Raw genomic sequence first — 22121 nt, forward strand, 5'->3', positions numbered from 1 at the left:
AACCTAGCTGATTGAGCGGAGTCGAAATCAGCGACTGGTTCGACTGATTCGACGTTTAATTCGGCCCAGCTACTTACAGTGCTGTATCTTGACAGCAACCTGACGAGGAAAAGCAGCCTTGAATGTTCCCTAAAAACTAGAGAGACGGGAGTTCAAAATCTGCAAATATAGGGATATCAGGAACAAAAATAGTATTAATAACGGTTAACCTGACTGACTTGTGACTTAGCGAACATGTCGCTTATTGTAATCCATACGGTTATTGCGTAGCTGTGTTAACACTTAATTTAGCCACCCAAGTATATTTATCATTGTCATGCTGTAGTCTCAGTCGTCATAGTGGTTACAGTATCTACCAAGTTTGTTTTTCTGGTAACGCTGCTACTCAATTATGAGACATACGTATTGCCGTGAATCCAATTCTTGGATCGCAGATGTCTGAGCCAATGGGCGGTTTGATTTCCGGCTCCACACTCATGCCCGAAGTCGACTATACAGTTTGCTCAGGGTCACAAAGCATCGCTTCATCTACCTTGATGCGACCCCTCTAGCAACGCGAGTTTCACCACAAACAGGGAATTTCAGGTGTTCTCAATGTTGGGCTGTTCTCAATGTTGGGCTCACATGTCATTGAAGGCGGCAAGGCACTACTTCGTCTACCTCAGTGCCAGCCTTTGACGATTTTTGGCTATGAGAGTCTGGTGCAAGATAGGGATTTTAGGTGCTCTCAATGTTAGGCAATCCCTAACGTTGAGCCCATCGCTGATCTCTGGAAGCCAAGCACCATTTTCTCGATCTTGGCACTCCCCCTAGTCAAGCAAATCTTAGGAAAAACAGGGTATTTCAGTCCTGAACTGTGTAATTAATCCCGACTGCTAACCCGGCAGCTACTTCATCATGGAAAATAATTCGTTCGTTTTAGAAGTCATTAATCTCACGAATCAACATCGAACCCAAATGGGATTGTCGGCCCTGTCAGTCGATATTGATCTAAAAGAAGCTGCTCAATATCACTCTGGTAATATGGCAGTCTTAGACTTTTTTGATCATCAAGATCTGGATGGTAAGCGTCCGGCCGATCGCGCTGAAGATTTTGGCTATGAAACCCGCTACGTGGGCGAAAATATTGCCTTGGGCCAGACAACTCCCCAGGCGGTATTTACCGCTTGGCTCAACAGCAGCGGTCACCGGGCCAATATTGAAAATGCCAACTATAACGAAATTGGCGTCGGCTATTACTTTATGGCGAATGACCCAGGAACCTACACATTTAGACATTATTGGACTCAGAAGTTTGGTCGAGGTGACATCGAGAATCCTGGTGGCGGTGGTACTCCAGCAAATGGCGGTGGCACTCCAGTAAATGGCGGTGGCAGTACTCCAAAAAGTCCCTCCAATGGTGCTCTGCCCCTAGACTTTGATCCCCTCATCTATGGGGCTTCTCATCATGATTTGATGGCCGCCTTTGGCACGAATGCCGCTGCGTTGCAGGCTCATTACCTCGCTTATGGTCAGGCCGAAGGGCGGTCCTACGATCGGTTTGATGCAGGTCAATATTTGGCTGCTTACGATGACTTGTTGAGCGTCTTTGGCAATGACCTGCAAGCGGCTACTTTGCACTATATGCAATTTGGCCGACAAGAAGGTCGATCCATGCAGGGGGGCATTTTCGATCCTGCGCAATATCTGGCGTCCTATCAAGACTTGATCAATGCTTTTGGCTACAACCTGGACGCGGCCACCGCTCACTATCAACAAATGGGGCAGTTTGAAAATCGCAACCATGATCGATTCAACGAGAGTCGATATTTAGCCTCCAACCCAGATCTAATTCAGGCGTTTGGCTATGACTTGGTAGCGGCCACCGCCCACTACATCAGTTTTGGTAGCCACGAAGGACGGGGCCACGGGAGCTTTGACGCCGCGACTTATTTACAGAACTACGGTGACTTGCAAGCGGCGTTTGGCTCAGATTTAAATGCCGCGACTCAGCATTATATTCAGTCAGGCTTTGCGGAAGGTCGTAGTCCGGTGTAGCTTGGTCGATCTCAAAGGTCAGCAGCGCACACACATCTTGGCCCTCATCCCGGCAGTCACCCGCGCTCAAAAACGGGTGAGGCCAAGACCGCACAGCAAGGGGTACAGAACTTATGTATAGTTAATTGCTCAACCCTGAGAGCAGGGGGCGAGCGGTGGATAGCCCCTGCGCCAGTTGGGCACAGGGCTGGGGATGGAGTTTCCCGGTGACATGCGTCCGTCTTTAGGAATGAGGATCAAATAACAGCCAAATTGTTAGGGCAGACATCTTGCCTGCCTGAAGACAGCCGAGACGGCTATCCCAACTTATTTAAGTCTCATTCTTTAGCGATTTGTAGAGTCGCGATGCTTGCTGTTTTCAGGTGAAACGGCAAACTATGAGGGCCATCGGGGAAACCTTGAAATCATCTACTACCGGAGAATTGGGTATGGGTACTTGGATTAAAGAAACGGCGAAGGCGATTTATCTGATGGAAGGGGGCTATTGGATTTCTAAACTGTCCAAATATCCTTCCAAAACCAATCCTGACGAACAAGTGCTGAATATTTCAGCCGTGCGCTCTTGGTTTACCCGCACCGACTATCCCCGTGCGATGACGGTCTCACTAACGGGGCCGGAACCGTCTCCTCGACCCGCGCCGCCTAAACCGCCGGAACCTGCCCCTAGTGCTAGCGCTAGCACTAGCAGCGGTAAGATTCCCCGCGCGGCGATCGACATTATCAAAGAATTTGAAGGATATGCCGAACAGTTGCCAGATGGGCGGGTACGGGCCTATGCCGACCCGATCCATGGCTGGGGTGTTCCCACAATTGGCTATGGCACCACCAAATATCCCGATGGCCGCAAGGTAAAACAGGGCGACATCATTAACCGAGAGCAGTCTGAGGAATACCTGATTGACCATATCGAGCAGTCGACCCGCGCCGCCATGGAGCGCATTCCGACTTGGTCGCAAATGAATGACAATCAGCGCAGCGCCATCTACAGCTTCGCTTATAACTTGGGGGCTGGGTTTTATCGCGGCAATGGCTTCAAGTCCATCACGGCGGTGTGTGACTCGCCCCAGCGTTGGAAAGATCGCGCTTGGATTACTGAGCAGTTCAGCAAGTATCGCAATCCTGGCACTTCGGCGGAAGCGGGACTCCTGCGGCGGCGTAAGGCTGAGGCCGATCTGTTTCTTTCGTAGTTGGGTAGGCGATCGCGGCTAATGCCGACGGCTTGGTACGTTAAACCTGCTGCTTGATTCCACTTTTCGAGTGACCTAACTTAAAAGCCTGCCGGAGTACTTGCTCTGACAGGCTTTTACTTTACTTAGTTGGACTTTGAATATTAGTTAGGAAACGACGAAGGCGAGAGAAAAGACACCCGCAACTAAGCCAAAAGCTAGTGCACCAAGAATGATGTAGTTGCGCTTTTCAGTAGCGTTAGGAGGCTCAGCTTCATACATCTTGGGCTCAACGGCAAAATTATTCAACCGACCACCTTCTTCAACGGTGTAGCGCATACAAGTTCCTCTTCGTATCAGTTCTCATTACCTTAGCAGACACCCAGACAAAAAGTACACACTTCTTAACGTTTTTCAGGTTTTCTAAATCTTTCGATAGAGAAATATATATGCTGTCTGCTCTGCATTGAGCGGGCGAGCTGTGGGCTTCTGGTGGGCAAGTGTATCGCTGAGAGTGGCGACTCGTGGGTAAAGGCGAGTCGCCGCCATCCGGTCTGAATGTGTCGTTAAATCCGCGCAAAGTAGAGGGCGGCAAGAACGATTAACCCAAGTAACGCTAGCGGAACCCAGAGATCGACGAGACTTATCATAGGAGCACCTGCACGTTAGTGACTGTAGGGTAGGGCAATGAGGATAAATCATGGTGACGACTACAGCACACGATCGCCTGATCTGGTTACAAGAGCGATCTGCTCTCAATGTCTTGAGTCCTGACACCTTAGCGGTCCTGAGTGAGCATCTTGAGCCCCGTTCTCTGCCGCCGCATCAACCCGTGGTGATGGCCGACACTCCACCAGACGGGCTTTACATCTTGATTGCGGGGCGATTGGAGCATAAGCCCGGTGTGCGCAGCCCGATGAGTTTTTTGCCGGGAGCCGTGTTAAATCTGCGATCGCTGCTCCTGGGCGAATCCGTCGAAAGCACCATCTTGACTCTGAGTCACTGTCAGTTTTGGTTCTTGCCAGCGGCGACGGTGCAGCAGTTAAAGGCGGACTATCCCGAAATCATGCAGTTGTTTTCGCAACGCATTGCCGCAGAATTACGACAAGTCGCCTCCCAACTGAACTATGAACAAGAACGTCAGGACATTTTGCGCCCCTACTTGGTGACCAAAGCGCGGCGCGGGGTGATTGGCCGCAGTCGCTATGCCCAGAGGCTCCGGCAGCAAATTCGCGATGCGTTCAAAAACTGTCCAGACGCCTGTGGTTCGGTGCTGGTGTTTGGTGAGCCGGGCACCGAAAAAGATAATATTGCTGCGCTCATTCATTACGGGTCGGCCTATCGGCGGCAACCTATCATCAAGGTCGATTGCGCCCGTCTGCAAGCGAGTGGAGCAGAGCTATTTGGCCGTGTGGGGGGGAAGCCTGGACTGCTGGAAGCGCTCGGCCAGGGCACGCTGATTCTTAACAACGTCGAAGAGTTGCCGAAGAGTTTGGTCGGGGCGATCGCGCAACTGCTGACCCAGCAGACGTATCGCCCAATTAGCCGCGATCGCGATGAATCAGCCCCAGAGCGCCCCAGTAGCGCCCACATCATTCTCATTTCCGAGCGTCCCATCGCTGCTGTAGACAAAGTAGTTGACACTCAGATCAAAGTGCCGCCCCTGCGCGTGCGCAAAGCGGACATCGAAGATTACGTCAATTACTACATCAGCTTGATCAGCCGTGCCCGGGGGCAACAGAAGATTTCAGTGACTCCAGAAGCGATTCGTCGGTTACAAGCCTATGACTTTCCCAACAATCTGCGAGAGCTGGAGAGCTTGGTTACTCGGGCGTTGTCGCAGGTTGCCCCCGATTGCGTCTTGACCGAAGAAATTCTCTGGCCGTCCCAGAGCAAAAAGAAACAGTTCCGCCTGAATCTGCTGAATGCCTATCCCGCCCTCAGGCAATTTCTGCGGAGTCCGTGGTGGCCCGATCGCCTCAACTACGGCTTCACCCTGTCGGTATTTGCCTTGGTCAACATTGTGTTGTTTGTCGGCCCCCAAACCCGCGATCAAAACATCGCCCTCAGTCTGTTTTGGGTCTGGTGGTGGCCAGTGATCTTGCTCGTGTTTCCCTTTTTGGGGCGGGTCTGGTGTGCGGTTTGCCCGTTCATGATTTACGGTGAATTGCTGCAAACCCTCTCGCTCAAGCTGTGGCCTCGCCAGTTAAAACGCTGGCCCCGCGAAGCCGGTGAGCGTTGGGGCGGCTGGTTTCTCTTTGGCCTCTTTGCCTTGATTTTGTTGTGGGAAGAGCTATGGGATTTGCAGAACACGGCGTATTTGTCGTCCTGTTTGTTGCTGCTGATTACGGCAGGAGCGATCGTGTTTTCCCAAATTTTTGAACGGCGGTTTTGGTGTCGCTACCTCTGCCCCATCGGCGGCATGAATGGGCTGTACGCCAAGCTCTCGATGACCGAACTGCGGGCGCAGCAGGGCACCTGCTCAGCGGAATGCACCACCTATCAGTGTTACAAAGGCGGCCCCGCCAAGGGGGAAGGGCAGGAAACCGGGGGTTGTCCGATCTACTCGCATCCGGCACAACTGGAGGAAAATCGCGATTGTGTGTTGTGCATGACCTGTCTTAAGGCCTGTCCCCATCGCTCGGTGGAATTTAATCTGCGCCCTCCCGGCATCGAACTGTGGACCACCCACACGCCCCGCGCCCATGAAGTCGCGTTGCTGTTCCTACTGTTGGATGCGGTTTTTCTCCATCGCTTACCGGAACTTTTAACGGCTGTGGGATGGACTGTGGATTTGACCAACGGTTGGATTCACGCGGGGGTCGCGATCGCCCTCCTCACCCTGCCCGCATTGCTACCCTTGGCGGCCCAAGGCGGACTCCACCTCATTCACCAACTGGCTCGCACCCGCAAACCGCGACCGTTCACCGAGCTGGCCTACGGCTATTTGCCCCTAGTGCTAATGGGCACCCTGGCCCACTATTTGCACCTGTTTCTGAACGAAGCGGGGCGAGCCTTGCCCGTGAGCGCTGCCACCATCGGCCTGTCAGGGATGAATTTGCCCGTGGTCGTCGCGCATCCCGCAGTAGTGGCCTTTTTGCAAGGCACCTCGCTGTTGGCAGGGGCGGGGTTAGCGATCGTGCTGACTCAAAAAATTGCCCGGTATCCCCTGCGGTTACTGTTGCCTCAGCACCTGGCCACTCTGGCGTTGACGGCAGCGCTGTGGCGGCTCATGGTGTAGGTACGAGGCAACCCGCTCCTCTGGATTGGTTCAACGCTCCAGAACAGCCCTGCCTTTGGCGAAGTTGAGAGTTACCCTAAAACTCGTAGCGCGCCCCCAATTGCAGCGAGTGAATGAAGAGGGTATCGGCATCTAAATCGGTGCCTAGCACTTCAAAGCTTTGGCCGGGAATGCCCATCAACCGATAGCCTAAAAATGCCGTCAATTCATCCGTGATGTCGTAACCCGCTCCCGCTTTGAATTGGAAGATAAAGCTGGAGTTAGAGTCGTCGATGCTGACAGCTCCAAATGGGGGCAATGACGCGGACACATCATTGGCTGACAAAATAGCGAGTCCTGCGCCCCCGCCGACATAAGGGCTGAAGCGGCTGTCGGTCGGGAAGTCGTAATAACCATTGATCAAGAACTTCCAGTTGCCGATGTCGCCGTCGGCCGAGGCCTCAATATCATTGACAACGATGTTGTCGACGTTGTTGTTGTAGTAGCCCACCTCAAACTCGACTCGAGCATTGTCAAAGCGATACCCGACGGCTCCGCCAAAGCCAAAGCCAGTATCGGTATCCAGTGAGGCGTCGAGCGGTACGGTGGTGGTGCCGACCGGGGGCAAACCCGGTGCAGGGATCACCGGCACTGCCACATTGCCGCCATCAGTATCAATGTCATAGCCAAAGACGACCTCGGGCGCGAGCGAAACGTACCAGCCGGTAGTGGTTTCAGCGGTGGGGATAACCTGGGCGATCGCCTCCCTCTCGCCACGGAAGGCGCTGGCCGACTGCGCGGGTGACCAGGCGTTACCAGTGCCAGGTTCCACGAGTTGGATGACCGACTGGGGGGCAGTGGCCGTCAGCGGCGCGATGGTTGTGGCCACCGCCTCTAAATCCATCAGCGTCGTAGCGGTTGGGGCTGATGGGGCAGTAACCGCAGCGTCCGCTGCACTCGTGATGTGAGCGTCGGCGCTCAAAGCCTGGGCAAGATTCACACCGGGCGATCGCTCGCTGGTCGCCTCTATTTCTGTCGGTGCGGATGAATTGACCGACTCTTCTACGTCAATTTTCATCAGCGTTGCCATAGAAGCCTGCGCGACTGGTGCCAGGGCGATTGCCCCAGTCAGGGTGGCCAGCTGCAACAAACACAACTGAGAATATTTCATGGAGTCACAATTCTAGAAATTCCAATTGCCTAAAATATTAACTCTGAAATCGCTCAGCGATATGAAGCTTAAGTGTGAACCATCAGGATTCTTTTATACCAAGGATTGAGCCGCGTCACGATCGCCACTGATCGCCACGTTGACGGATGAATTTCTGGGGCGATTGCCTTCAGGCGACTGCCCTCATAACTCGCCATCCGGGCTCGGCATTTGAAAACTGGAGTTTTGCGTGTTTGGCAAAAACCCCACCTAACCTCTCCTTCTCAAGGCTGCCGCTTATACACAAGCTCCTGGTCTATCGTTCTCAACGACTTGGCCCCCTAAATCCCCCAAAATTGGGGGACTTCGAACTCTGGTCTCCCCCCAGAATTGGGGAGACTAAGGGGGGCGATGCAGTCGATTGAGTCAGCAATCGAGATGTGTATAAGCTGTAGCCTTCTCAGGGAGAGGTGCCGCAGGCGGTGAGGTTCGAGCCGATGTTGCGGCTCCGCTTCTGCATCTGGATGAGGTTTAGTGACTTATTCAGCGACGCTGAAATGCTCCTTCAAAGTCGTTTCCTGCTCTTTCGTTAGGTTGGACTGAATGAGTTCAGGGTTGTGGGCTTTAACCGCGTCTTGCACCTTATCGAGGGTGACATCTTCAGTCAGCAAAAACAGGGCAGACGTCCCTTCAGTGACTTTGTCGCGCACCTCTTTGATGAAGTCATCGTTGATGCCATAGTCCCGAAAATGACCGGATAAAGCGCCGGTGATGGCCCCCACTGCGGCACCAAACAAAGGGACGAAGAAAATCAAGCCAAACAACATGCCCCAAAATGCGCCATCCAACGCACCTAAGCTGGTGAGGGGCAGGGCTTGTTTAGTTTTGGGCTTTTTCTTGCCGGTGGCCCAAGTAACGATCGCCGCATCCTTAATTTCGATCAAATGTTGCTTTTGCAAATCGGCCAGTGTGGTCAACACACTTTCCGCCCCTGTCGGACTCGAAAATTTCCAAACCGTTAAATCAGACATCGTTTTAGCTATCCTTTCGTGTTGAGTGCAAAGAATTGGTTGGGAGCCGCCATCTGCGGCTGGCCTTGGCCCATATCAGTAAACCGTATCTTCGCCCGTTCACATTAAGAACTGCATAAAAAATTAAGCGCCCTCGCAATTTCAGCCGTCAGTCTGAGTGACTGCCGTTTCTCCAAAACTGTGGTGGGCGGCAATGGGGGACGGGGGCGGCTCAGCCAACATTGCAGTGATGTTGAGTTGGTGATCTGGATGCGCCGTCAGTGCCTATATTTTGAGGAGATCATTTTTGTGTTGGTCGCTCGGCAAATCGCACGGCAAGGCAAGCTATGGAATTTAGAGAGGCGTCAGCTCAAGTTTTAAGGTGGTTTTCTCAGCGGCGGGAAAAAGCGCTCAATACGGCCTATGAGGGAGCGCTGACCATCCAAAAGCTGGAAGAGGAGCTGTTCGCGGGGCAAAAAATTGGCGCGAGTACCGACAAAAGCAAAACGGTGGTCGACTACGCTTGTAGCCTGCGCGATCGCCAATTGCTCAAAATCCGCGTTAGTCTCACCCAATTCAAGGCCAACAGCTTTTTGTTTGAGTCGTCAGACCCAGCCGCCGCCCAAGCCACGACTGCCGATCAGACCTCGACCTCGGAAGTGGCTGCAGCAGCTCCCCCCCATGAGCCAATTCTCGCGAAGTTAGAGTTTATTGAAGGGGTCATTGCTAAATATCGTGGCGAGGGGAATTTGACGGCCTTCTTTGCCGGGGATGAAGCGTTGATGTCGCCGGAAGGGCCATTGGAGCGTGCGGCCCGCGATCGCACCCTCGACATGCCCGCGTTAGAGATGGACAGCGAACGCCAGCGGGAAAAGCTACTGCCCCGATTGCGATCGGCCAGCAAGGAAGCCACCGCCGAATACGAGCAACAAATTATCGATACGCTGCGGTTGCAGCGCAAACAAACCCAGGTCGCCGTCCGCTGGCTGGCCGTGTTGCTCATCATTCCGCTATCGGTACAGATTTTGACTAAAAATCTGATTTTCGAGCCGCTGTTGGGAACGTACAGCGATCGCAACCCCACTGAAATTGAACTCAATGAAGAAATTCAGGATGAATTTGCCCGCGACTACCTCTTCGCCAAAGAAAAGCTGGAGGTCGCCACGCTGCTCGGCTACCACGACGGCATGGACGATGCGCAGCGCACCGAATATTTGCAAGAAGCAACCTTTGATCTCTGGCGCGAGGCCCGTGAAGCAGAGCTCAACGGGTTAAAAAACTTGCTCGCCGACTTGATGGCCTTCCTCTCGGTAGTGGTGCTATTGCTCATTGGCAGACGTCAAGTGGCGTTGATCCGCACCGTTGCCAATCGCAGTTTTCTCAACTTGCGAGATCCGGTCAAGGTATTTCTCTTCATTTTGATTACCGATATTTTTGTTGGTTTCCACTCGGCGGAAGGCTGGGAAGTCATTTTAGTAGCCACGTCCCAGCACCTCGGTATCCCAGAAAATATGTTTTTCATCAACGGGTTTATTGCCACTGTGCCGGTCATCATCGATGCCTGTATCAAGTTCTGGATCTTTAACTTCCTGACCCGCTACTCGCCCGCTACCTCAGCGATCTACGAACGGATGAATACTTAAGTCAGCCACGGATTTAGATCACTTCAGCCTCCAGATTATTCGGCACAATGAAAAGCGATCGCCCCACTCAAGAGAGAGCCCATGTCTGACGCTACTGCGAAGCTGAACTATCCTCAAACCGCCACCGTAGACCAGGTAGACACGTACTTTGGCACGGCAGTACCCGACCCCTATCGCTGGCTAGAGGACGATCGCTCTGACGAAACGGCGGCCTGGGTGCAGGCGCAAAACGAAGTGACCTTTGGCTATCTGGAACAGATTCCCTATCGCAGTGCGATCAAAGAGCGGTTGCTTAAAATCATGGATTATCCGCGTTACTCGGCCCCGGAGAAGCGCGGCGATCGCTTCTTTTTCTTCAAAAATGATGGGTTGCAAGAGCAGAGCGTGGTTTATGTGCAGGATGGGCTGGCAGGCGAGCCCCGGTTACTGCTGGATCCCAACACGTGGTCTGCCGACCAAACCACAACCCTGAGTGCGTTTAATCCCTCGAAGGATGGCAAGTATGCGGTGTATGGCCTGTCGGAGGGCAGTTCGGATTGGCAAAAATACCGCATTTTGAATGTGGAGACGGGGGAGCCCTTGCCCGAAATTCTGGACTGGGTGAAGGTGTCATATCCGACCTGGTGTGGGGATGGCTTCTTTTATGGTCGGTACGATGCGCCCACGGATGGCTCAGAATTGTCGTCGCGCAACGAGTTTCACAAGGTTTACTATCACCGTCTCGGCACCGCCCAGTCAGCGGATGAGCTAGTTTACGAAGATGCGGAAAATCCCCTGCGCTTTCATTTTGTGGGGGCGACGGAAGATGAGCGATTTTTGATTCTGTCCATCAGCGATCGCGGTCAGGCCAAGTTGGGTAATGCCCTGTACATCAAGGATTTGGCGGCTGGCGAGACGGAGTTTTCCCCGTTGATCGAAACCATTACCGACGCCAGCTACAGCATTGTGGATAATTGGGGCGATCGCCTCTTGATGACTACTAACCAAGACGCCCCCAACCGCAAACTCATGCTGGTGGATCCCCAGAATCCCGCTGAGGAAAACTGGCAAACTATCATCCCTGAGCAGCCAGAACCGTTGCGCAGCGTTAGCTTGGTCGGCGGCAAGCTCTTCGCCACCTATCTCAAAGACGTTACCTCGCGAGTCTACGTCTACGCTCCTGACGGCACTCTAGAAAGCGAGATGGAGCTGCCGGGACTGGGCACAGTGGGCGGCTTTGACGGTGAGCCGGAGGATGAATTTACGTTTTACGTCTTCACCTCCCACACCGTGCCCCCGACGATTTATCGCTATGACATTGCGACTGGGGCATCTACGGTTTTTCGTGCCCCTGAAATTGCCTTTGACGCCAGCCAGTACGAAACCCGCCAGGTGTTTTATCCCAGCGCGGACGGCACCCAAATCCCGATGTTTTTGATTCACCAAAAGGGGCTGGAATTTAGCGGCAACACACCGACTTACCTGTATGCCTATGGCGGCTTCAATATCTCCCTGGTGCCGTCGTTTCGGGCCTCTCATATCGCGCTGCTGGAACAGGGGATGCTGGTGGCGATCGCCAACATTCGCGGCGGGGGAGAATACGGTCGCGCCTGGCATGAGGCCGCCATTCGTGACCAGCGCCCGACGGCTTTCAAGGACTTCATCGCGGCGGCGGAATACCTGATTCACGAGGGCTATACGAATGCCGACAAGCTGGCGATCGAGGGGCGATCGAATGGGGGCTTGCTGATGGGCGCGGTGATGAATCTGCGTCCGGATTTGTTTCGCGTGGCCCTACCCGGCGTCGGGGTGATGGACATGCTGCGGTTCCACAAATTCACCATCGGGTGGAACTGGAGCGCCGAATATGGCAACAGCGACAACGAGGCAGATTTTGGCTATCTCTACGACTACTCCCCGCTGCACAACATTCGCGATGATGTCCCCTATCCCGCCACGCTGATCGTCACCGCCGACCACGACGATCGCGTGGTGCCCGCCCATTCCTTTAAATATGCGGCAACCTTGCAAGCGCGCCACAGCGGCACGAATCCAACCCTGATCCGCATCGGGGTGAAATCGGGTCACGGGGCCAGCAGCCTTACCAAGGGCATCGAAGAAACGGCGGACACCTATGCCTTTATGTTCCATGAACTGGGTGTCGAGCCAACTTTTTAAGATGTGTGGCACGGCTTTTCCACTCCCACGTCCTGGTCGTTTTTTCGGAGGAGACGGGTCTCTTCCAGAAGGGGACGGGTCCCTGTTGGCTCAACCAATACATTAAAGATTAGACCAAGGGACCCGTCCCCTGTGTCAGCGCGTTAATACAGCCAGGGAATGAACTTGCTGACCCGCTGTTGGTAGTCGGCATAGTCGGGAAAGCGCTCCCTGAGCCAGGCTTCTTCTTGGCGGGCTTTGAGGTCGAGCACGACGAAGAGCAGGGCGGTTGCGGCCACATGGGGCAGGCTCAAAGTCCACAGGCTGTAGGCGGCGGTGCCAAAAATCAGGCCGCTGTAGAGGCAGTGTCGCACCCAGCCGTAAACGCCGGTTTGCACCAGGCTGCTATCTTCCCGAGGGTAGGGCAGTGGCGTCAGGTTTGCGCCCAAGTCGAGGAGCCCTTTACCCAGCAAGATGGCGGCGAAGAGGGCACAGGCAAGGGCGATCGCTGCCCGCCCATAGGTGATTGCCACGGGCCAACGATCCCACGCGGCAGGATGCCACGCTGGCAGGAGCGCAAAGCCCCCCAAAATGAGTCCCTGGGCGAGCACCCAATATTCGCCATGGGTGCCCTTCCAGCTGTCTTTCGAAAAGCCCCAATCCGAAAACTTGCCCATGCTGATATCCTCCGTACCAAGCTGCTGGCTGATTACACCTGGCTAAATGCTCGCACATTCACTCCGTTAAACGGGCGATCAAACGGCGACCAATTGCGCAATCAGGGGTTCAGCCAACGATTGCTGTTTGTCTTGCATGAGCCGGGTTAGGTGCTCGCGAAGGCGATCTCGCTGGGCGGCATTCACCATATAAATATTGCGGGTTTGCTGAGTAAAGAGACTCCCCGCCGCGAGGTCTTGATAGGTGCGATTCGTCCGGGTATCGCGGCTCAGCAATTCGCGAGTCGCCAGATCGGGCAACAGGCCGGGGGGCAAATGCCCTTCCAGAATCGCGACAATGCGCGACTGGCAAGCCGAGACGTTGAGGCCTTGGGCTTCGAGCAGGTGCAAAATGCCATCCAACGGCAGCGGCGCATCGGGAATGACCCGCATCATCTCATGCAGCAAAAAGTAATCGCTGTATTGGTGCCGGGGCACATCCAAAATCTGCGGATAGCGGCACAAATTGACCAAGCCATAGGCGACCCGGCTACAGGTTTGGGGCCGATTGCTGGGATAGGTATCTTGAATGATCGTGGCGTTGGGAAACTTTTGCCGCAGCCACTTGGCAATCGTGCCAAAAGAAGCGTTGCCCCCAGTGCAGATCACCTGATTGATGCCCTGGGAGGCGAGCCCCGTTTGGCTCAGCAGCGCATTCATCTGTTGGTTGATGCGCTGAATGTAGGGCACCAGTACCCGACTTTCCAGGTCACGTCGCAGCACTCGCCAAGACTGATCTGCCAGTTCTAGTTGGTATTGATTTTGATGTTGCAAAATCAATTTCAGATAACGGGCGGCTTCCAGCAAGCTCTGCCCCAGGGGAGACGATTCGAGGTGCTGGCGCAACCGTTGCCGGAGTCCCGCATCAGGTTCTGCCAAACGGGGCAGGTCAATGCCGTCGAGTTGCAAGTCGGCCCACTTCGCATTGGCGACCTCGGGCAAGGCGGCCTGCCAGCCCCAGCCCCGATTGGGCGATCGCCGACTGCCAGCATTCAGCGTTTGACGGCGCTCTGACGGCAGTAATAACTGACAAATAATGTCCAGATCTAAGGCATCGCCCCCGTAGGCCAAATTGCGTAACTTAAAGTCTTCGCGACTGACGGTATCGAGTGGTTGGGGCAAATCGACAATGCCCACCTCGGTGCAGGCTGCGCCACTGCCAATCATGACGGTGCCGCCTTGCCAGTGACATTGATACAGGGCTTGGGCGGATCGATTGGCGGTGGGGGCGGGTTCGCTTGGGTCAGGCAACCCGGAGAGCAGGGCCGCGATCGCTTCTTCCACAAAAAAGACCTGACCAGCCGCCTCAACGAGGCCCGCAGCGAGGACGGCCTCTCGCAGGTTGAAACAATAGGTGTCCGACCAATGGGTCGGCAAGCCCATCACGACGCCCTGCAAGTTAGCCAAGACGCCAGCGAGGGTTTCCGGTTCCAGCCCGATCGCGGTGAGCTGTAGCTCTGCACTCTCGGGATGGCTGACCAACTCTAACAGGGCCGTGACTGTAGACACCACCTGCTGGAGGGGGAGCGTTTCGGCGTCTGACCATTGCACCCGAGGGATCGCCAGGCCAGCGCTGTCGTGGTGGGGAATGCCTGCCCGCAACAAGGGTCGCAAGGTATGCAAAAGCCGCTGGTCTGAGGCCGTGGCCGCTGGCGTCGCGGCGGCTGGCCCCACGGACAGCAACTCGAACGGGGCATCGCCAGCCAGGGCGGCGGTCGGCAGCGTGGCTACCGTCGGGATGCGGAAGGTGGCGACCGTATCGGCGGATGCGTTGGCGGGGACCCAACAAAGGGGATGCGCCGAGCCGCTGTGATGCTCCATCAGCACGGCGGACAAGCCACTGGTGCCCAGGTCAATGCCGAGAAACCATTCTTCGTCGGGCTCGTCGTCGTCATCTGGCAGGGTTGCCTCAGGCTCGTCGCCCAGAGTGGCTAGCCGACCTGAAGAGGCAAACACGGGGTCTTCAGTCGGGGGAACGGCAGGGGGGGCAGGCGTGGCTGTGGGTTCTGCCTCTTGAGGCTCAATCGAGGGCGCTGCGGGGGCCGTTTCCCGAGCAGTCGGCAGGATTTCTTGATCAGTGGTGAGGGCGTCGAGATCAGCGATCGCCGCCGCCGATAAAAACTCGTCGTCCGCCTCGGAGCGATCGCCCGCTGACATGGCATCGTCAAAGGCGAACTGAAACGCCGCATCGGTGGCAATATCTTCCTCGGGAATCTCTTCCATCGAGAGGTCTAGAGATTCTAGGGTCTGGCTGAGTTCTCGGTCATCCTGATTGGTTGCCCCGGCCTCGGCCGTCGCCGCATCGGGTGCGGTCGGGGGGCGATCGGCGGCGACGTCATCCGGTTCCTCAGTCATGGGCAATTCCGGCCTGGATGATTCCGGGGCCGATAGGGCGTCCTCTCGGGTGGCGTCGTTGCTGGGGGCCGCTAAATCGGCAGCCGTGGGCTCATCAGCGGGCAAACCGCCCTCATCGGCGACGGATGGTTCTGACAAATCCGGGGCATCCAGATCGGCAGCACTGGCGACATCGATGGCGCTCGCCTCGGGGGGAAACAGGGTCGCCAGTTCGTCATCCGTTAGGGGAGCCGATGCCTCAGGGCCATCCCCAGTCTCGGAGCCGGAGCGGGCTAAGTCTATCGTTTCGGCCTCCGGTCCCGTCTCAGGGTCGCTGTCCGCCGCCAATGTGGGCCAGAGCAGTGCCGCCAGGGAGGGCGCATCCGGCCCGACGATCGCAAACCCCTCTTCGACGGATCCCGTCAATGACAAGGCGGACTCGGTGGGTCTTGCCGCCGGACTTGTCGGCGCTCCAGAGGCCGCAGCGCGGGCGGGCGACACGGGGGCATCGGGGTCAGGAATCGTCAGATTTGAGAGATCCGCCCCGGTGGAAAAGGGCAGCGACGTCGCTGCCACCATGCCTTGCCACGAGGTCAGTCGCCGACCATATTCGCGTTGTAGTTGACTCGAGTCAGGCGCATCGTCAGCATCGTCAGTAAACGCTGCCACAGTCGTTTCTGGCGCATCGATCAAGGCGCGATCGATCGCTGCGTCAGACGGAGCTGCGGCAAAGCTGAGCTGATAGCCATCGGTAATGGAGCCGCTGACCGTGCTCTCGGGCTCAGGTCGGGGGGAATCAGGCGGAACGAGGGGCTGACCGGTAGCGCTCTCCAGCTCTGGCAGGGTGGCTAGCGCTTGCCTGAGCGCCTCACTGGGCGCGTCGGAAACAATTTGTAGACCGTCGTCCGCCGTGGTTGCGATCGCTAACTCCGATGGGGTTGGTTCCGGCGTCGCTGCCGCCCCGGTCTCTGGCGGTGGCGAGTCAAGCATGGGGGCCGTATCCTCGGCTCCCGGTGGCACCGAGGGCGAGTCGGGGTCGGAGAGTTCGGCAAATCGGTCTGCGGCTGAGGTCGGCAATTCCGGTGCCACAGTGGACGCTTTGGCCCCAAGGGAAGCCGCGTCATCAACGGGGGCATCCGGCAGGCGATCGCTGGGCTCATCCAGCGGCGGCCCGCCCAAGTCAGGCGAGTCGGCAAATAAATCTTCTACGGATGCGGTCTCTGGCTCCTCAGGTTTGGTGGCGGGCACATCGAATTCGGAATCAGCGGCCAAGTCTCCGCCCAGGCTCCCAAAGTCCAAGCGATCGTCCCCTGCGGGCGGGCCGCTGGGAACGTCGTCCAGGGCGGTGCCCCAAGTTTCCAGGGAAACGTCATCGGCGATGGGGGCGATGTCGTCAGGCACATCCCCCAGCTCTAGCTCATCAACCAGCTGATCCGGGGCGATCGCGGCCCCCTCAGGCTTAGTCGCAGTTTCGTCTTCCCCGCCAAAGAGGTCGGCCTCTAGGGTTAACTCTGGCGAGATTTCATCATCGTTTGCATCCACCACTCCCAGGTCAAGGCCAATGTCATCCACGGTCAGGAACGGGTCTGTTATGGGCGGCACTGGCTCTGAGGATGTGCGGGGCTCGTCGGGAATTAAATTGGGCGCGGGTGAGGGCTCCAATGGCGAGCTCGATACGGCGGCGGCAAAATCGTCCAGGGTGGCATTGTCAGTAGTTGCCTCGGCAGGTGCCGCTGGGGCAACCTCACCAAAGGCGTTCTCTAAGCTGAAGTCAGCGGCACTATCCGGCGCGGCCGCGACCTCGTCAGCTTCGCCAAAGGCACTCTCCAGCGTCAACCCAGGGTCGTCTTTGCGGGCATCACTGCGATCTCCCGTATCCCCAAAGACATCCCCCAAAGTCAGGCTTGGCCCGTCGTCAACTGACTCGTCGGCCTCACCAAAAGCATCCTCCAGAGTGAAACCAGGGGAAGCAACTTCGGGATCTTCAACATCACCAAAAGCATCCTCCAGAGTGAAGCCAGGGGAAGAAGCTTCGGGATCTTCAACATCACCAAAAGCATCCTCCAGAGTGAAGCCAGGGGAAGAAGCTTCGGGTTCTTCGGCTTCCCCAAAGGCATCCTCCAGGGTGAAGCCAGGGGAAGAAGCTTCGGGTTCTTCAGCCTTGCCAAAAGCGTCGTCAAGTGTGAAGCCAGGGTCGCGATCGCTGGATCCTTCAACATCACCAAAAGCGTCATCGAGCGTGAAGCCAGGGGAAGCAACTTCGGGAGCTTCGGCATCGCCAAAAGCGTCGTCAAGCGTGAAGTCGGGGGCGCGATCGCTCACCTCTTTGGCCTCCCCAAAGGCATCCTCCAGAGTCAAGTCGGGCGCTAGATCGTCTGCTGCTTCCGCGTCATCAAACGCACTTTCGAGGGTCAGGTCAGCGTCGCTACTGTCCGCAGCGGCTTCGAACAACGTGGACATTGTGACTGCCGACTCTGGCGATTCGGACACATCCGCGATGTCGGATGAGTTGCCTGTATCCTTCTGGGAAGCATCGTCCCCCAGCCCCGAACTGATGTCGTCAACTGCGGGCGGGGCGGCGAGCTCATCAAAAAAACTGTCGAGAGACCAGGACTCAGCGGTGGCTGGCGGCTCTGTCACCGCTGGCGAGGCAGTGCTGCTAGGGGCATCGCTGTTAAAAAAATCCTCTAATGAAGCCTCTGCATCGGGGGTGTCTGAGTCCGTCGCTGGATTGTCTGGGAAGTCCAGCAGGCTGTCTGAGGCTTCGGGTGCTTGGGGGCGATCGCTCTGGCTCCCCGACCCCAGGGGCGGCTCGTCAAACAGTTCCAACTCATCTAAATCAAGTCGCGGCAGGATGTCATCTTCGCCGTCATTCTCCGCAGCCTCACTGGCGCTTTCCAACTCAAATAACAGCGGGTTGTCGTCAGCGGTGCTCTCATCACCCACGTCAGCACTATCCGCAGGGGGAACGACAGCGGCGTCACTCGGTTTTTCGGCGTCAGGGGAGGGCTCAGCGGCCTCCGGGAGCAGCTCAGCGGTCAATGCGCGATCGTCGAGCTCGTCGGTGGCATCCGTTTCGCCAAATAATGCCGTCAGTTCCAGGTCAGCATCAAGATTGAAATCCGCTGATTCCTCCGCCGATTCTGTGGGGGAGTCGTCCGCCTCCAGCAACAGCTGGTCTTCAGCGGTCGTCATCACTTCCGAATCGCGATCGCCCGCCCATGCCTCATCTCCATCCTCGAAGTCGCTCTGCATATCGGTGGATGGCGGAGCGGCATTCTCAGGTGCGGCGGGGGGCGCGGCGGGTTCGTCGCTAGCCTCGTCAAATAACTCGGCAAAGAGCTCCTCTTCTGCTGCTTCCAGCTGATCGGCGGCGGCTGACACCGTCTCGTCCATCTCTAATGCTGTGAAGTCAAAGGAATCAGCGGCGGCGGCATGGCTCGCAGCCGACGCGGACTCGCTCGTGGGGGCGGTTGCCGAGGCATCGAGGGCGTCCGGCTCTAGTTCCGAAAACTCTGGAACGATGGCGTCTTGAGGCGCGTCATCGAGTTCTAGGGATTCACTTAACTGCGCGGCTGCCAGGGTTTCGTCCGGGGTACTTCCCTCTAACCGCGACAAGTCGGTGGACAACATCCCAAAGGTGTCATCGTCCAGGTTGAGATCCACCTGCGGTCGGGCAACTTCCCGTTCTGTGTCCAGCAGGTTTTCATCGGGGGAAGCTGGGATGAAGGTATCAGCAGTTTCTTCAAAAGTGGCAAAGGGATCCGGCTGCCGCTGCTGCTCCGACTCCGGCAACAGTTCCGTCAGAGACGTGATCGTGTCGCTGAGAGACGTGCCAGCCGTTTCACCTGGCGACAGCTCAGCGGCCATTTCCGAACCTAGCAATGCTTCTAAGGGCGGCTCATCCGGGGGAGTTGCCGTCATATCGGTGTCGGCAACGGGCTCAGCTGCTTCCAACAGGAAATCCAGATCTAAAGAGGTGTCGTTCGCTGCGGACAAGGGCGGCTCCGTGTCAGAGGTGGCGGGCTCAGCGATCGCCGCCTCAGGGGCACTGTCGTCCACCGCTGACGTATCGGCCAGCCGCAGCTGCTCATCGACCGTCGCCTCCACCGCATCACTGGGAGCCACCGGCGTTGTCGAATCGGGGGCTACGGCATCAGGCGCTGCGACGACCCCAAATAAATTGTCATACAGCGCATCGATTTCTTCGGTATATGCCACGGTGGGCTCACCGTCGGTGGCCGTCTCGGCTTCAGCGTCATCATCAGCTTGTCCGGTGGCGACTTCCCAAGCAATGGGCTCGGTCTGCATGATGGTTTGGTCCTCGCGATCGCTCGCGAGTTCAGACCAGGCTGCATCCTCCTCTGCATCTGACCAGTCTTCAAATTCTTCATCGAGTTGAAACAACGTGACTTCTTCCTCCAGCGGGAAGTCATCATCCCCCTCAAACTCGCTCAAATCGTCTAATTCAACATCATCAAAATCAACGACCGCATCCATCAAGTCATCCTGGGCGTCGATCGCTGAGTCATCCCCGTCATCCATCGAGTCGTCGATGTCTCCCTGGAGCCGCGCCAATTCTTGCTGACTCGCGAGCTGCTCCGCCAGGGCGCTGCCTTCCGCTTGGAGCTGTTCGGCCAGATGGTTGATAAATGTCCGAAAAATGAATTCCCCTTGTTGGCCTAACCCATGCATGGCCCCTAAGCCCTGGTTCAGCGTGTCGCAATAGCTTTGGATGCTTTGATCCAGAGACTCAAACACGGCTCGCAGGTTGCCATCAAGCTTCAGCAACATCCCATCGGTTTGTGATTGAATTTGGCGCAATTGCTCTAGGCGCTGCTGTGGGCTGAGTTGGGGCAGCGACTCCGTCCCGGCGAGTCGATTTTGCTCCGGCGAAAAGGCTAATAGCGCCAGCTCATCCGGGGGAGCGCTGGGCAGAGCTTGTAGCTTCGGGGTCAAGTCGGCAATGAGGGACGATCGCAACTGGGTAACGACTTCATTCACCCATTCAGGACTGGGTTGCTGGGCTGCCGCCGCTCGCTGTAAGCGTTCTTGCTCTAGCTGCCGTACTTCATTTTTGAGCGTTTCGCGTTGCTGCTGTAGCGCAATCACTTCACTCGTCAGCGGTTGCACCATTTGCGCCCGCAAATACTGCATTTCTTGCAAGAGGGCCTGCAATACTTGCTGACTCTCGGCGGTGGCCCCAGTCGCAGTCTCTGGGGTGGCTGATGTGGGAGCGATCGCCGCTCCCTGGCTAGCCACCAACCCCCACCCCGCATCCCCTGGAGTGGACTGTAATTCTTTCAGATAGTCCAGCGCCTGTCCCATGACGCGCCGCTGCTCACTGACTCCACCCGATCCCATCCAAGGCAACTTGGGCGCTGCTCGCCCCAGCAACGCTTCAATTTCAGTAATCAGTGCTTGTAGTTGCCCTTGTTGCGAAGTCACCGCGAACTCCTAAAAACCGACTGACTCAACTGCCCCCAAACTATCGGGCGCAGGCCTGGATTGCAGGCTGGCCGGATGCCGCTGGCTTGAGTTAGGCCACCAGCAGATCCAGCAATTGCTCACTAGCATACTCATGACACGAGTTTTCCTTTCAAAACCCAGGCTAGTTTGCCCAAAGTGTAGGACAGTCAGCCGGAATCTGTGAGGAATTGTTATGGCTCAGCAATGAATTCTTCGTAATGGCCCCATAGAAGTCTGCGCTAGGGCGATTCATCACCAGCCTGACATCCGCCCCTGATGGATCCCGGAGGTCGCAACGCATCAGTTAATGTGAGTGATATTTTAGGTGGACTATGGGAGAATACTAGCCCAAGGCAAGTTAGATAGGCTTTGATTTATGTGATGTATTGAGTGGGCGATCGCGGCTTGTCGCTAAGTGCAACGTTTCATCAAGGCATCATTACGGGTCAGACTTCAATCTTCATTGCCTCGACCAAGCCAGGAGTTTGGATGGAAATCGTATCACTCTATCGTGGATAGTCAAGTTTCATGGATAGCAGTCGCTATGGAGCCCGTGACCATGATGCTGCCGGATCAGCGCTCAGCACCACGCCCTTTTTGCCGGTTTACCCGCAGCCGCTGTGCAGCAGGCAACCGCCCAGGCGGTCACGCGTCGTCATCCCGCTAATCAAGTCCTGTTGTTAGAAAATGACTGGGGCAGTTCTGTCTACTTCATTTTGGAAGGCTGGGTCAAAATCCGCACTTACAACTTGGATGGCAAAGAAATTACCCTCAACATCTTGGGCAAGGGGGAACTCTTTGGCGAAATGGCTCCGTTAGACGAGGTGCCCCGCTCGACCGATGTGATGACCCTGGTGCCCACGGTGATCTGCAACCTCCCCGCCCAAGATTTTGTGCAACTGATCCAGACTGAGCCCCAGGCGGGCATTCGGTTATCGCAGTTAATGGCGCGTCGCCTGCGGCAAGTCAATCGGCGGTTGCGCTTGCGCGAATCCGACAGCACTTCTCGCGTCATCGACATTTTGTTGTTCTTGGCGGATGGTCAGGGGGTGGTGTCGCCCACCGGCACTGAAATTCCCAACTTGCCCCATCGCGAGCTCAGTAGCCTCAGCGGCTTGGCGCGAGAAACCGTGACTCGCGTATTGAATAAGCTAGAAAAGAAAGACCTGTTAAAACGCGATCGCGATATCATGCGCATCCCTGATATCGTGGCTCTGGAAAAGCTCTTGGTATAACTTTT

11 protein-coding genes are annotated in these 22121 nt (G+C 56.2%); 6 read left to right on the forward strand and 5 right to left on the reverse strand.

Annotated features, from left to right (window positions below):
• The first annotated feature begins 897 nt into the window (after window positions 1-897).
• The gene (locus tag JUK32_RS24205) at window positions 898-2037 is read left to right on the forward strand and encodes a CAP domain-containing protein (RefSeq protein ID WP_204141445.1); all 1140 of its coding nucleotides are present in this window, start codon (window positions 898-900) and stop codon (window positions 2035-2037) included.
• Between the two features lie 428 nt (window positions 2038-2465).
• Window positions 2466-3224, forward strand: a complete 759-nt coding sequence (locus JUK32_RS24210; protein ID WP_204141446.1) for a lysozyme — start codon at window positions 2466-2468, stop codon at window positions 3222-3224.
• A 147-nt stretch (window positions 3225-3371) separates the two neighbouring features.
• Here the strand turns inward: JUK32_RS24210 and psb34 are convergent, their stop codons facing one another.
• Window positions 3372-3542 (reverse strand): photosystem II assembly protein Psb34, encoded by a 171-nt coding sequence (gene psb34 / locus JUK32_RS24215; protein ID WP_204141447.1) that lies wholly within the window; start codon window positions 3540-3542, stop codon window positions 3372-3374.
• A 364-nt stretch (window positions 3543-3906) separates the two neighbouring features.
• On the opposite strand from psb34, the gene JUK32_RS24220 reads away from it, so the two are divergent.
• Complete coding sequence (locus JUK32_RS24220) at window positions 3907-6444, forward strand: sigma 54-interacting transcriptional regulator (RefSeq protein WP_309224619.1); 2538 nt, start codon at window positions 3907-3909, stop codon at window positions 6442-6444.
• Window positions 6445-6520: 76 nt separating this feature from the next.
• Here the strand turns inward: JUK32_RS24220 and JUK32_RS24225 are convergent, their stop codons facing one another.
• On the reverse strand, window positions 6521-7594 hold the full coding sequence (locus tag JUK32_RS24225) for an outer membrane protein (RefSeq protein ID WP_204141449.1): 1074 nt from the start codon (window positions 7592-7594) through the stop codon (window positions 6521-6523).
• Between the two features lie 518 nt (window positions 7595-8112).
• Window positions 8113-8604 (reverse strand): DUF1269 domain-containing protein, encoded by a 492-nt coding sequence (locus JUK32_RS24230; RefSeq protein ID WP_204141450.1) that lies wholly within the window; start codon window positions 8602-8604, stop codon window positions 8113-8115.
• A 326-nt stretch (window positions 8605-8930) separates the two neighbouring features.
• Between JUK32_RS24230 and JUK32_RS24235 the strand changes: the two genes are divergently transcribed.
• Together JUK32_RS24235 and JUK32_RS24240 are read left to right on the forward strand one after the other, a co-directional pair.
• On the forward strand, window positions 8931-10226 hold the full coding sequence (locus JUK32_RS24235) for a hypothetical protein (RefSeq protein ID WP_204141451.1): 1296 nt from the start codon (window positions 8931-8933) through the stop codon (window positions 10224-10226).
• Between the two features lie 81 nt (window positions 10227-10307).
• Complete coding sequence (locus JUK32_RS24240; protein ID WP_204141452.1) at window positions 10308-12383, forward strand: prolyl oligopeptidase family protein; 2076 nt, start codon at window positions 10308-10310, stop codon at window positions 12381-12383.
• 143 nt (window positions 12384-12526) lie between these two features.
• On the opposite strand, the gene JUK32_RS24245 is transcribed toward JUK32_RS24240, so the two are convergent.
• Both JUK32_RS24245 and JUK32_RS24250 read right to left on the reverse strand, forming a co-directional pair.
• On the reverse strand, window positions 12527-13039 hold the full coding sequence (locus JUK32_RS24245; protein ID WP_204141453.1) for an isoprenylcysteine carboxylmethyltransferase family protein: 513 nt from the start codon (window positions 13037-13039) through the stop codon (window positions 12527-12529).
• Window positions 13040-13117: 78 nt separating this feature from the next.
• The gene (locus JUK32_RS24250; protein ID WP_204141454.1) at window positions 13118-20860 is read right to left on the reverse strand and encodes a hypothetical protein; all 7743 of its coding nucleotides are present in this window, start codon (window positions 20858-20860) and stop codon (window positions 13118-13120) included.
• A gap of 593 nt (window positions 20861-21453) precedes the next feature.
• On the opposite strand from JUK32_RS24250, the gene JUK32_RS24255 reads away from it, so the two are divergent.
• Window positions 21454-22116 carry a Crp/Fnr family transcriptional regulator gene (locus JUK32_RS24255; protein ID WP_204141469.1) on the forward strand — a complete coding sequence of 221 codons (663 nt, stop codon included), beginning with the start codon at window positions 21454-21456 and terminating at the stop codon, window positions 22114-22116.
• Window positions 22117-22121: the final 5 nt, after the last annotated feature.

Origin of the sequence: Halomicronema sp. CCY15110, from assembly GCF_016888165.1 — a bacterium.
GTDB lineage: Bacteria > Cyanobacteriota > Cyanobacteriia > Phormidesmidales > Phormidesmidaceae > Halomicronema.